The sequence below is a fragment of the Ensifer sp. WSM1721 genome (assembly GCF_000513895.2).
In the GTDB taxonomy this organism is placed as follows: domain Bacteria; phylum Pseudomonadota; class Alphaproteobacteria; order Rhizobiales; family Rhizobiaceae; genus Sinorhizobium.
This window is the reverse complement of sequence record NZ_CP165783.1, coordinates 149,086-161,820: the sequence shown is the minus strand read 5'-3', so window position 1 is coordinate 161,820 and position 12,735 is coordinate 149,086. Positions and strand designations below refer to the sequence as shown.

At 60.9% G+C, this 12,735-nt stretch carries 13 protein-coding genes; 4 read left to right on the top strand and 9 right to left on the bottom strand.

Translation table 11 applies throughout. From position 1 onward, the window contains the following. Positions 1-2: 2 nt before the first annotated feature. Together M728_RS18545 and M728_RS18540 are read left to right on the top strand one after the other, a co-directional pair. Positions 3-929, top strand: coding sequence for a carbohydrate ABC transporter permease (locus tag M728_RS18545; protein ID WP_198023420.1), 927 nt, complete (start codon positions 3-5; stop codon positions 927-929). Positions 930-1,025: 96 nt separating this feature from the next. Beyond that, complete coding sequence (locus M728_RS18540) at positions 1,026-2,045, top strand: LacI family DNA-binding transcriptional regulator (protein WP_026622304.1); 1,020 nt, start codon at positions 1,026-1,028, stop codon at positions 2,043-2,045. 355 nt (positions 2,046-2,400) lie between these two features. Here M728_RS18540 and M728_RS18535 read toward each other — a convergent pair whose 3' ends face one another. The 7 genes from M728_RS18535 to M728_RS18505 form a co-directional block, all read right to left on the bottom strand. Next, complete coding sequence (locus M728_RS18535; RefSeq protein ID WP_026622305.1) at positions 2,401-2,682, bottom strand: hypothetical protein; 282 nt, start codon at positions 2,680-2,682, stop codon at positions 2,401-2,403. Between the two features lie 200 nt (positions 2,683-2,882). Further along, positions 2,883-3,197 (bottom strand): hypothetical protein, encoded by a 315-nt coding sequence (locus M728_RS18530; RefSeq protein WP_156943528.1) that lies wholly within the window; start codon positions 3,195-3,197, stop codon positions 2,883-2,885. A gap of 86 nt (positions 3,198-3,283) precedes the next feature. Next, complete coding sequence (locus tag M728_RS18525) at positions 3,284-4,408, bottom strand: glycoside hydrolase family 172 protein (RefSeq protein WP_026622307.1); 1,125 nt, start codon at positions 4,406-4,408, stop codon at positions 3,284-3,286. A 26-nt stretch (positions 4,409-4,434) separates the two neighbouring features. Further along, entirely contained in the window at positions 4,435-5,577 is a 1,143-nt protein-coding gene (locus M728_RS18520; RefSeq protein WP_026622308.1) for an ABC transporter ATP-binding protein, read from the bottom strand. Between the two features lie 12 nt (positions 5,578-5,589). After that, complete coding sequence (locus M728_RS18515; protein ID WP_026622309.1) at positions 5,590-6,426, bottom strand: carbohydrate ABC transporter permease; 837 nt, start codon at positions 6,424-6,426, stop codon at positions 5,590-5,592. Next, a complete protein-coding gene (locus M728_RS18510) occupies positions 6,419-7,297 on the bottom strand; it encodes a carbohydrate ABC transporter permease (protein WP_026622310.1) in 879 nt (292 codons plus the stop codon). The genes M728_RS18515 and M728_RS18510 overlap by 8 nt, the downstream gene beginning before the upstream one ends. Positions 7,298-7,366: 69 nt before the next feature. Continuing rightward, positions 7,367-8,626 carry a sugar ABC transporter substrate-binding protein gene (locus M728_RS18505; protein ID WP_026622311.1) on the bottom strand — a complete coding sequence of 420 codons (1,260 nt, stop codon included), beginning with the start codon at positions 8,624-8,626 and terminating at the stop codon, positions 7,367-7,369. A gap of 174 nt (positions 8,627-8,800) precedes the next feature. Between M728_RS18505 and M728_RS18500 the strand changes: the two genes are divergently transcribed. After that, the gene (locus tag M728_RS18500; RefSeq protein WP_051440994.1) at positions 8,801-9,862 is read left to right on the top strand and encodes a LacI family DNA-binding transcriptional regulator; all 1,062 of its coding nucleotides are present in this window, start codon (positions 8,801-8,803) and stop codon (positions 9,860-9,862) included. Positions 9,863-10,248: 386 nt separating this feature from the next. On the opposite strand, the gene M728_RS18495 is transcribed toward M728_RS18500, so the two are convergent. Further along, positions 10,249-10,998: an SDR family NAD(P)-dependent oxidoreductase gene (locus M728_RS18495; RefSeq protein ID WP_026622312.1), complete on the bottom strand. Its 750-nt coding sequence runs from the start codon at positions 10,996-10,998 to the stop codon at positions 10,249-10,251. Between the two features lie 58 nt (positions 10,999-11,056). Between M728_RS18495 and M728_RS18490 the strand changes: the two genes are divergently transcribed. Next, positions 11,057-11,989 carry a LysR family transcriptional regulator gene (locus M728_RS18490; RefSeq protein ID WP_026622313.1) on the top strand — a complete coding sequence of 311 codons (933 nt, stop codon included), beginning with the start codon at positions 11,057-11,059 and terminating at the stop codon, positions 11,987-11,989. Positions 11,990-12,039: 50 nt separating this feature from the next. Here the strand turns inward: M728_RS18490 and M728_RS18485 are convergent, their stop codons facing one another. Beyond that, positions 12,040-12,735: a response regulator transcription factor gene (locus M728_RS18485; protein WP_026622314.1), complete on the bottom strand. Its 696-nt coding sequence runs from the start codon at positions 12,733-12,735 to the stop codon at positions 12,040-12,042.

Below are 12,735 nucleotides of genomic sequence, written 5' to 3'. Positions count from 1 at the left end.
CAATGCACATCTCATGGGATATGACGCCGGCCCGCCTGTCGGCGCGTCGTCTCTCTCCGGAAACACGGGTAATGATTTCGCGGCTGCGCACCGCGCTCGTCTATGTGGTGCTCGGGCTTGGCGCACTGGTGATGGTGGCGCCGTTCCTGTGGATGTTCACCACCAGCTTCCGGCCCGTGGCTGAAGCCTTCACGCTTCCGCCACGCTGGCTCCCGGGACTGGATTCCAGCCTGGAAAGCTACCGCCGGCTGCTTGCCTCGGATGTCCCGATCGGCCGTTTCTTCTGGAACTCGACTGTGCTTGCGACCACAGTCACTCTCGGGTACGTCGCAACTACCACGATCGCCGGGTACGCCTTCGCGCGGCTCCGCTTCCCGTTCAAGAACGTGCTCTTTGCGCTGCTGCTGGTCTCGCTGATGGTCCCGATTCAGACGACGCTGGTGCCGTTGTTCCTCCTGATGCGCTGGCTCGGTCTGGTTGACAGCCAGTGGTCAATTATCGTTCCGGGCCTCACCGGTGCCTTCGCGCCCGGCATGTCGGGCGTTTTTGGCATCTTCCTGATGCGCCAGTTCTTCCTGACCCTTCCCAAGGAGCTGTTCGAGGCAGCGCGTGTCGACAATGCAGGCCATTTCCGTACCTTCTGGTCGATTGCCGTGCCACTGGCAGGCCCGCAGATCGCAGCGCTATCCGTCATCATCTTCACCATGACCTGGAACGACTACTTCATGCCGCTGATCTTCCTCAATTCGGTCGACCAGATGGTGCTGCCGGTCGGGATCATGTCGATCCGTGACCCCGTCGGGAACTCGTCGGCGACTTCGGAGGTCATCGCGGCGGTTTCGCTGTCGATCTTGCCGGTTTTGGTGGTCTTCCTGGTGGCGCAGCGTTGGATCATCGACTCCTTCGTGCGGGCCGGTGTGAAAGGGTGACTTGTTTGTGATTGATCAGGTGGAGCGATGGCTATGGGCATGATCACAATGCTATCGAGGCACCGGTGAAGCGGTTTGTGCGCTCAGGGGAAGACAATGGTCAGCATTAAGGACGTTGCAGCACTTGCCGGCGTGTCGGATCGAACCGTGTCGCGCGTCGTCAACGGCGAAGGTCTGATTCGCCCAAAAACCAAGAAAAAGGTTCAGAAGGCGATCGAGGCGCTAGGCTACGTTCCGAACCAGGCGGCAAGATTGATGCGCACCAGCCGTTCCAGCGTGCTGGGATTGATAACCGACGTCGTGTCGACCACGCCGTTTTCGACCGACATCGTGCGCGGTATTCAGGATGCCCTTGACGACACGCCTTACACGCTGCTGACGGTGAACACCTCCGCCGATCCGGCGAAAGAGCTGCGCGCCTGGCAGATCTTCCGCGAGCATGGCATCGGCGGCGTCTTCTACGTGACGATGTTTCATCGCCATGTTCCGCCCGATGTAGAGTTTCCGAACACACCGACGGTGCTGGTAAATTGCAGTGCTCCCGAACGCGCTCTACCCTCCGTAGTGCCGGACGACTATCAAGGCGGGCTGGACGTTGTCCGTTACCTTGTCGAGCAGGGACATCGAAAGATCGCTTATGTCATGCTGAACGAGTTGCTCCTGGCGGCGGACCTTCGCGGCCGGGCATTCTTCGACGGATTGGCTGCGGCGGGCATCGAAGTGCGAAAGGAATGGGTAGTACCCGGACGCGTAGGTGCGATTTTCGCTGATCGCTTCGTGGCTTTTGAGAATGCCCGACGTATTCTAAGCAGCCCCGACCGGCCGACGGCAGTCGTCTGCGGAAATGACGAAACCGCGCTGCAAGTCTACTGCGCTGCCTCGGACCTGGGATTGCGGGTGCCGGAGGACGTCTCAGTCGTCGGTTTCGACGATTTCCAGGTCGTCTCGACCGGTATTCACCCGCCTCTGACGACGATGGCCTTGCCTTATCGCGATATGGGCGCTCTGGCCGTGCGTATGCTGACCGAGCTGATCGCCGGCCGCCCGCCGGCTGAAAATCACGTCAAATACCGCTGCGAGCTCATCCGTCGCGGCTCGGTTGTGCGTCTGGAATAGGTCCGACGCTCGACAGCCTGTGTTCGTTTCCGCACACCCTCGTGGCGCGCCGCGTGGCGCCCCTGTCGCAGTGACCAGGCGCGCTCGGCGGTTTCCCGAATGATGCAGAGAGTTCGGTGCGCGCGGCTCGCGCGCAGAGTGCCTCGCCTCCCAGGTCGATTGCATCGATGCCGACTTTGAAGTCACTGATCACTGTACGATCGCGAAGACCATCGTGCGTTTCCGCCGCGAATCCAGTCTTTCGAGACCGTGAAGGCGTCTGAAGTGAGAGTGCCCGTGGCGAAGTCACCGTTCAGTCCCGAACCTGGGTTCTCCTCCCAGAAGGTGTTGACGAGCCTTGAGCCCTGGAAGCCGGTCACTGTCTGTTGCCCGAACTGAGCGCCGATCGCGGTGGAGAAGCCGTTCGCGAAGTCGCCACTGGCGGTCCGGCCGAGTGGCAGGCCGATAACCTCCCAGTCCGCGAAACCGTCGCGTTCGTGGGCGGCAGGTTGAGGATCGACGTGTCGTTCAGCTCCATCGGGTCGACGAGGATGTGCCCCCAGTCGCCGACGAAGTATTGTGCCGCCGATCCACCGGCGATGCCGCCCGGATTGATGTTCTGCACCAGCAGGTACTTGGTCTCGCCGGTGTTCTCCACCGTGATTTAATGAGATCCGGCACCTCCCACACACCACCAACGGCGTTGGCCGGGCCGAAGCTCGACATATAGGACCAGTTCTTCAAGTCGTACGATTTGTAGAACTCGGTTTCCCGCGCGACCATGCCGCGCCGGATGCGTTTTCAGATCCGAGGGACGAATCGAAGCCCGAGTCCGGAAGGCCGTTACTTTGCGAGTGGTCAGCGGTCATTGGAATCACCTGTGGTGTCGTCTGAGGAGGCCCCGGTGGCGTCTCCGTCCTGCCCGCCGGGGGGCGCGTGCTCCTCATCATCGGGTCGGCCGTTCGCTCCGTCGGGGCCCGCGCCGGCGTTCGGGCTGTCCGTCTGCTGCTTGGTGCCATGGGGCAGCAGCGTGACGTCGTGCTCGGCCCAGCTTAACAGGTCAGACCCGTTGCCGCCGGACGCGTCGACATGGAACAGTCCTTTCGGATCATTCATCCTGTTCGATTGTGGCGCAACATTGAAGGTCGCCCGGCTCGTCTTTCCAGAACTCATCTATCCCCCCGGTTTCAGCAGTGGTCGCTTGCTCATAGAAAAGGCGGCCGGCGCAAAGACCGGCCCAAGTTGCTCTTGGGAGGAGATTACCTGTCCCACAGCCCATGTTCCGGCCAGCGCCGGACGAGCCGGTCCTTGACCGGCGGCAGGGGCTTGGCGGCAGTGGGCTTGAGCGCATACCAGTATGCGACCGAGGAATAGTCGTTCGACTGATCGTTGGCGTGGCCGTGCTCGAAGGTCACGCGGATGGACTTCGAAAAGTGCACCGGATCCTCGATGTGGAAGCGATAGAGCGACCACTTGCCGAAATGCTCCTGCACGTCCGCGCCGAGTGAAATGCCGTGATAGGGCGTCGAGTGCTGTCCTGCCGGGAACCCCCAGGAGCAGCCGAAATAATCCTCCGTGCCGGTGCCATGCAGCGAAGGCGGCCAGGCCTCACCATCGATGAAGATCATGTCGTCGCCTTCGCCGGGCCAGGTGTATTCCTGGTTGGAGGCATTGAAGTTATCGATGTTGAGCACACAGCCGACGTAGTGGCCCTCGCCCTCGATGTCGAGAGCGACATAGTTATCTTCGCCCGTGGTATTCTCTCCGCCGAGGTCCCATGGTGCCGGGTTCGCGTAGGGCTGCACGGTCGGGATCGCAGTCGTCGGGTTCTCGCGGTTCCATGTTGCGTGGAACCGCCCCATATTTGCGGGAAGCGCATCGGCATAGAGCTCGTAATCGATGTAGTAGAACAGGTTCTGGATCGGCTCGTCCGCTTCATTGACGATCTGAACTCGGGCTCCTGTTTCGAAAGGCATCGGCCAATAGCTGTTCATCGCCGGCGAAAACGGCCCTTTCGGCCCGCGGCGGTCGCCGAACGTCGTGTTCATCGGCAGGGACCACCAGTGTGCTCCCGTCGCATGGCCGACGCCGAAGAAGTCGCCAAGCGGGGCGCGCACCGACGGCTCCGAACTGCCGTCCCAGTACATCTCCAGGACAAGCTTGCGCAGATATTGAGGATCGTAGCAGCGCGTAGTGATCCACATGTGCTTGATGCAGCCGGCTCCGTCGATGTCGGCCATCACCTGCGTTTGACCGGCGGGCACGATCTTGAAGTCCTTGTTGCCGCCGGTCGCGTCATAGCTCGACTGCCGCTTTGAGCGGACGCCAGGGCGCACGAGGGGGAGCCCCGCGAGTGGACTCGTGGGGATGAACGGCAATGTCATGTCACAGTCTCCTATGTGTGTGGCCGTCACCAGATGCTGGTGCGGGTTTCGGGATCAAAGAAATGCAGGTTTGTAGGGGTCAGCGCGACGCGGGCACGGTCGCCGATCCGAACCTCGGTTTTTGGTGAGAAGCGGCCGACTGCGGAGCGCTGGTGACCGATCTCCGCGACGGCGTCTGGGTCGCCGGCGTCCACCCAAGGCGCCTCGATCGCGAGATGGACCATCGTCTCAGCACCGAGCCCCTCGACGAGGGTGACAGTCGCCTGGATTTCTGCGCTTGAGGGCGCGATCGAAGCGTCATCCATGTCCTCCGGGCGGATGCCGACAACGACGGTTCGCCCGTTTTCTGTGCGGAGGGTAGGACGCGCCGCAAAAACCTCACTGGGCAGTCGGATGAACTGCGAGCCGAGTCTCAAGTCGTCCCCCGACAGGGACGCTTCGTAAAGGTTCATCGAGGGCGAGCCGATGAAGGCGGCAACGAAGGCGTTGACGGGTCGATCATAGAGATTCTTCGGCGTGTCGATTTGCTGGAGTACACCGCCCTTCAAGACGGCAACACGGTCTCCCATCGTCATCGCCTCGACCTGGTCGTGGGTGACGTAGATCGTGGTGACACCGAGTTCCTTCTGCAGGCGCGAGATCTCCGCCCGCATCTGCACGCGGAGCTTGGCGTCGAGGTTCGAAAGCGGCTCGTCCATGAGGAAGGCCGCCGGCTTGCGCACGATGGCCCTTCCCATCGCCACGCGCTGCCGCTGGCCGCCGGAGAGCCTGCCCGGCTTGCGGTCGAGATGCGGCGTGAGTTCCAGGACGCGGGCGGCCTCCTCGACGCGGCGATCGATCTCCGGCTTCGGCAGCTTCGCCATGCGCAGAGGAAACGCGATGTTTTCCCGGACGGTCTTGTGCGGGTAGAGCGCATAGGACTGGAACACCATCGCAATGTCGCGGTCCTTCGGATCGACGTGATTCACGAGCCTGTCGCCGATACGCAATTCCCCGCTCGAAATGCTCTCGAGCCCGGCGATCATCCGCAGTGCCGTGGACTTGCCGCAGCCGGACGGGCCGACGAAGACCAGGAACTCGCCGTCCTTAATGTCGAATGTCAGATTGCGGATCGCATGGAAGCTGTCGCCATAAACCTTGTTGATATTGCTCAGGCAAATCTCGGCCATTTCTCGTCTCCATTAGCCTTTGACAGCGCCGAAGGTCAGGCCGCCGATGATCTGTTTCTGAAGAATGAGGGTGATGAGGATGACGGGCAGCGAATAGAGCACTGCAGCCGCGGTCATCGGCCCCCAAGCCAGCCCGTAGACGGAGTTGTATTCCGCGATGACGATGGGAGCGGTCTTGCCTTTTTCCGAAGTCAGCAGAAGCGCGTAGAGAAACTCGTTCCAACTGGCGATGAACGAGAAGAGGGCGGTGACCGCGATGCCACTGCGCATCACCGGAAGGATGATCTTCACGAAAGCCTGAAACCGCGTGCATCCATCCATTCGAGCCGCTTCTTCAAGCTCCTTGGGAAGCCCCTCGAAGAAGGCCGACATGAGCAGCAATGCTAGCGGAACGGCGGTCGATGTGTGGGCGAGCACCAGCCCCAACGTCGTGTCGAGAAGCCCTAAGGATTTGAGCAGGGTGAACAGCGGCACGCCGAGCGACACGGCCGGCACCATGCGGGTGACGAGTGCAAACAGCAGGAAGAACGTCGTGAAGGACCGACGATACTGTGTCGCAACGTAGGCGGCGGGCACGGCCAGAACCAGCGAGAGGACCGTCGTCAGCACTGCCACCATCAGCGAGTTCGCAAAGGCGGCGGGCAGGCTCGGGGTGGCAAGAACCGTGCTGAAGTTCTCAAGCGTGATGCGGTTCGGGAAGAACGACGGCGGAATCTGCTGCACATCGGCGGCGGGTTTGAGCGCCGTCATCAGCAGATAGACGTACGGAACCGCATAGGACAGCACCAGCAGCGAGGCGAAGATGTTGATGACCGCCCCGCCGACGTCTCGTTTCTTGCGCTCAATCATTGGCGGGCCTCCAGATCTTCCAGTAGGCGACGACAGCGAGAAGGATCATGGCGATGAGGAAGAGCGTTGCGGAAGCGGATGCCTCGCCGAGGTCGCCGTAGCGCACCATCCTCTGGTAGATGTTCATGGAAATGACTTCGGACTGATGGCGCGGGCCGCCCTGCGTCTGGATCCAAATGAGGTCGAATGTCTTGGCAGCATCGACGCCGCGAACGATCACGACGACCGCGAGAACCGGACGCATCATCGGCAGTGTGACGTGCCAAAACCTCTTCAGGGCACTGGCGCCGTCGATCCGCGCGGCCTCGAGCAGTTCGCGGGGAATGTTTGTCAGTCCCGCATAGCTGACGAGCGCAACGAAGGAGGTCGTCAGCCAGATGTCTGCGAAGGAAACCGCATATATGACGACGTCCTCGTCAGAGAGCCAACGGATAGCGTCGGGACTGTCGATCAGGCCGAGGCCGACCAGTCCGTGGTTGAGAATACCGATGTCGCCGATCAGCAGGAATCGCCACAGTAGACCGGCAACGATAGGCGGCACCATGAGCGGCAAGGCGAAAATCGTCCGGTGCCAGCGGGAGCTGTCGGCGATCGCGTTGAACAGCAATGCCGCGCAGAAGCCGAAAACGAACTCGAACAACAGCGCGAAGCACGTGTACTGAACGGTGCGCAGTGCGCTTTCACGGACTCGCGATGACGTCAGAGCCTCGATGTAATTCTGCAATCCCGCCCACGTGCGAACGTCCGGTGCAATGAGCTCGACCTTGAAGAAGGAATTGTAGACCAGCAGAGCAACTGGATAGGCGACCAGCAAGCCCAGGAAGATTGCTGCCGGCGCGATCATAGCGAGGACAAACCGGTTCTCGGTCATATCCAACTCCGGTATCAGGAAACGCGGTGAGGCGGCGGGGCGACCAACTGGCCGACCCGCTTGGGAGGATCAGTTCAAGATATCCTCAATCGTCTCCTTGGCTTCGGATAGGACCTCACCGATGTCATCTTCGCAGGAAAGAGCCTTCTGCACGGCAGGCAGCACCGCCTCATCAACGATCTCCTGATAGTGCTCATGCATCGGACGGCCCCGCGTCGCGGCTGCCGCTAACGTCTTCAAAAGCGGCTCGAAGTGTTCATATCCCTGCTTGCCGGCGTAACTCTGGTAGGCGGAGTTCGTCGCAGCAAGGCCGAGCGGAGCTTCGATGCCCATCGCGTTGTGCTTGACCGCGTAGGCGATGAACTTCTTCGCGGCCTCCTTGTTGGCGGCAGTCGAAGGAATGACGTTGTACCAGGTACCGGGGATGCCGGCGATCCCCGCTTTTCCGGCAATCATCGAAGCGACGCCGACCTTGCCGTTAACCTTGGAGTCCGCCGGCGTCATCCTGTAGGCATGCGCCCAGAATTTCATCATCGCCGTCTTGCCCTGATAAAAGAGGTTCTGGGCCTCGCCCCAGCCGATCTCAGCGACGTTTTCCGGAACGGATTTGTCCTGGCAAAGGGGAGCGACATAGAACTCGAGCGCCTCCTTGTGAGCGGCGTTGTCGATGATGACATTGTTTTCGGCATCGAGGACTACGCCGGGCGAGCCTGCTTGCAACACATGCGCCATCCATTCTTCTGAATAGGCGCCGATCGTGTCGGTGCCCCAGAAGTCGGTCTTGCCGTCGCCGTCGGTGTCGCGCGTGAAGAACTTGGCGATATCCCGCCACTCTTGCCAATTGGCCGGAGGGGCGAGCTCATAGCCGTATTTGGCCTTGAACGCCGCCTTTTCGTCCGGGCTCTCAAACAGGTCCTTGCGATAGAGCACGACCTCTGCGTTCGCCCAGGCCGGGACGCCGATATAGTGTCCGCCAAGCTTCGCGTCTGCCAGCAGCGCCGGGGAAAAATCTGCCGCAAACTCGGGCGTGAAAAGATCGTCGAGGCTTTCCAGATGCCGCGCAAACTTAGCATTCCAGACGACATCGATCGAGGCGACATCGAAATTCGACTGCCCCGAAGCGATCTCGGCCGAGAGCTTGTCAAAGACTCCCTGATAGGGGACCACCGTGAACTTGACCTCGATGCCGGTCTCTTTGGTGAACCGCGCAGCAACGGCCTTCTGGAGCATTTCACCGCCGCCCTCGACGAGAATATTCAAAGTCTCGGCGTCCGCGGCGGCTGCTGAAATCACCAATGCGATCGCACTTGTTGCAAGCATTTTTTTCATCGCGGCTCCTCCCAAAAGGCTCGCTTTTTCCAACCCTTGCGGCAGAGGCTAACGGAAGAATGTCGACGTTGTCAATCGTAGATGACGACGTTGTCATGAATAATGTCGACGTTGTCACTTGCATGGAAAGCGCTATCTTCATATGTTCAGGACAACTGGTGAGGAACGGCAATCATGGTCAGCATCAAGGACGTGGCGCGAATGGCCGGCGTCTCCGACAAGACGGTTTCGCGCGTGGTCAACAAGGAGCCAAATGTCCACGCAGACACGCTTCAGAGAGTCGAGGCGGCAATCGCCTCGTTGGGCTACGTTCCGAATATGGCCGCGCGCCTCATTCGCTCGAACCGATCCCGCACGTTCGGCATCATAACCGATTTCATCTCAACGACCCCGTATTCAGGCGACATCGTGCGCGGAATACAGGATTGGGCCAATGCGAATGGACGCACCGTTTTCCTTGCCAACACCAACGGCAACCTAGAGCGGGAGCGGGAGACCTGGAGAACGTTCCAGTCCCATCGTATCGAAGGCGTGCTCTATGTGACGATGTACCATCGGGTCATCGATCCTGAGCCTGATGAGGTTGATATCCCGACCATCTTGGTGAACTGCCGCCCCGGATCGAAGAAGCCTTACGTATCGATCGAGCCGGATGACCTTCAAGGCTCCCGCGACCTGACGCGGCATTTGCTCGAGCGGGGGCATCGGCGCATCGGCTATATCCGCCTCAACCCTCGTCTGCTCGGAGCCGAGCTCCGATACGAGGCATTCCGTGGGACCATCCGGGAAGCCGGACTGTCCGAAAACGATATCGATGTTCGGTTGGGAATGGACGGCGTGATCGGCGAGGAGAACAACTATGTTTTTGCCGCTGCCCGCGAGATCCTCATTCAACCGGACCGGCCGACGGCGATCATGTGCGGAAACGACGAGATGGCCCTGCAGGTCTATATTGCGGCACTCGGTCTGGGACTGAGCATCCCAAACGATGTCAGCATCGTCGGCTTCGACGATTTCCGCACGGTATCGCATGCGGTGAAGCCCGAGCTTACCACTGCCGCCCTGCCCTACTACGACCTGGGATATTGCGGAGCCGATCTGCTGGAGCGCCTTCTCGAAGGCGAAGACCTCGAGCCAAAGCACGTCATGCTGCCTTGTCGCCTCGTCGAGCGAGGTTCGGTCGGCGCGGTTTTAAAGTGTTCGGGGCTCATTGAAAGCAAGGGGCATCACACTTGAGTGGACCCGCTGGACCAGCGCGTCCGGTCGGAGCGTGACAGCTCGTGGCAGTTTTGGGGCTTCCAATATCAAGGTCCGCTTTTGCGGATGCCTGCCCGGAAAACGAACCCGATCGAGCGACGGCTTCCCCCCCGGTATCACTTCTAAGAAGATTATCATCGGCCCGCTTGAGGTTAAGCGCTGCGGCTGTGGAGAGTAGCTTTCGGGAGGAAAGCTAGTCCAGTTGGAACTCCGGCCGCATCGTCGGTCAGAAGCCTCCATAGACCTACCGCGACTCGTGCGGATGTCCGACTAACCCGACAGAAGAACACAGCGGTCCCAGTGTCGGGCTGAAGCGTCCGCAGCAGGAGCCATGATGACCAGATCGTTGGCATCTTCCGAGCCTTTCAAGCCAAGGTCATGCCACCGTCGGCATGAAGTTCCACCCCGTTTACGAAGCTGCCCGCGTCGGAGGCGAGGAAGAGCGCGGCGCGCGCCAGCTCCTCCGGTCGTCCCATCCGCCCTGCCGGGATGAGCGACGCCATGTGATCCTCGAACGCAGGTCGTTCGGCCTCCGATACGCCGAGCTTACCGAGGATTTCCGTCTCGACCGGCCCCGGGCTAAGGATGTTGACGCGGATGCGCCGTGCCTTGAATTCGATCGCCCAATTCTTAGCGAAGGCGGCGACGGCGGCCTTCGAGCCGGCATAAACCGCGTGGTCCGGCAATACCTTTGTCGCCGCTAGCGAACTCGTAACGATAATGCTGCCGCCATTGCGGATTAGAGGCGCGATCGTCTGGACGCCGAAGAACACGCCGCGCGTGTTGATGGCGAAATGCCGGTCGTAAACTTCCGGTGTCACATTGTGGGACGCAGTGAGATTGATGACGCCGGCATTGGCAATATAGATATCGAGGCCACCAAAATGGTTCTCCACCATGTCCACCACCTCGTGGTGATGTTCGAGGTCGGCGACGTCGCCCACGATGCCAATGGCATGATGACCGATATCGCGCACCGCTTGGTCGACGACATCCTGCCGCCGGCCGGTGATGATGACCCGCGCGCCTTCCTCGGCGAAAAGCTTGGCGGTCGCCCTGCCGATGCCGCTATTGCCACCGGTGATAACGGCGACCTTGTCTTTGAGACATTGCATTGTTTATCTCCTTTCAACTGAGCTTGAGATAAACGGCGGCACTCTCATCCATTAGATCATGGGCAGGCACATGATCTGTGCCGCGGAGTTGCAAATGCCGAACCTGCTGAACGAGACTTCTGGATTGATGGCCTTTGTGCGAACGGTGGAGGCCGGTTCCTTCAGCGCCGCGGCACGCAATCTCGATACTACGCCATCGGCGGTGTCGAAGAGCGTGGCGAGGCTTGAAAAGAAGATCGGCGCGCGTCTCTTCCTGCGCTCCACCCGGGCCCTGACGTTGACACAGGACGGCCAGATTTTCTTCGAGCGCGTCGCACCGCTCTTGCGGGATCTGGATTCGAGCGACGAGGGGATCGGGTCCGATGCCGCACTCTCCGGCCGCCTGCGCGTCAGCATGCCAAGCGAGCTGGCGCCCCTGCTGCTGCCGCGGCTGTTTACAGGCTTTGCGGCCGACAATCCCAACTTACATCTCGATATCGGCCTTACCGACCGATTCGTCGATCTGATCCGGGAGGATTATGACGTCGTGTTGCGCGCTGGCAATCCGACGCAAGGCGATTTGATCGTCCGCCATCTGGCCGACCTGCCGATGGCGATCGTCGCATCTCCGGCTTTTCTTGAGACTTTGGGCAATCCGCTGCCTGTCGAACATCTGGCGGCCGTGCCCTTTGCCCGTTACGTGCTCGGCGGCTTAATCCAGCCTGTACGTCTGGCGGACGGCAGCAGCTTTGTTCCCGCCGGTCGCGTAGATTGCGATTCAGGCGCCGCGCTCATCCAGGCGGCGTTCGCTGGGTTGGGCGCCGCCTATCTGCTGCGGTGTCTGGTGGCGAAGGAGTTGCAAGCCGGTGCGCTTGTCACGTTCGCATCGGAGATCGCGCTTCCGAGCCTGCCATTCAATGCGCTGCACGCCTTCGGCCGCACCGTGCCCTTGCGCGTCAAACTGTTCTGCGACTTCATAGCCCGTGAGGCGAGAGCCATCGAAGCGATGTGAGTCAACGTACCATCGGCGACATCGGTATCCCTGGGGCAGGATCGATCCCGTCAGAACCAGGCGCCGTCGACCTCGCGCATCGCCATGGGCAGCGTCTCCCAAGCCCTGATCAACTCGCCGATCGACCCGGCCTCCATCTTGCGCATAACATTGGCGCGGTGCAGCTTGACCGTGACCTCGCTTATCCCGAGATCGAAGGCAATCTGCTTGTTGAGCCGCCCCCGCGCCACTTCGCCCAGGATCTCGCGCTCGCGGTGCGTCAGCGTCTCCAGGCGTTCGATATTGCGCCTGACGACCAAGGCGTTGGCCCGTCGGGCCGCGTCCAGTTCAATACCGGCAATCACCGCATCGAGCAGCGTCTGGTCGCGCACCGGCTTGGTGAGAAAGTCGACCGCGCCCGCCTTCATCGCCTGCACGGTCATCGGAATATCGCCGTGCCCGGTTAGAAAGATGATCGGCTTTGCATTGCCGCTCTCCGCCAGATGATGCTGCAGGTGAAGGCCGCTCGCTCCAGGCATGCGCACGTCAAGGATCAGGCAGCCGGGGCGGTCCAGTATGTCGGCGTCGAGCACTTCACGGGTCGAGGCGAAGCTCATGGGCTGCAGGCCCGCCGAGAGGATCAGCTCCGACAAGGCCTCGCGAACGGCTGCATCGTCATCGACGATGACGACGATGGGCTCACTTGCGTCATTCTTCTTCTGCCGCGACAGCGGTGCCGATCTCCGGAGCGGCTGGTCAATTCGCAT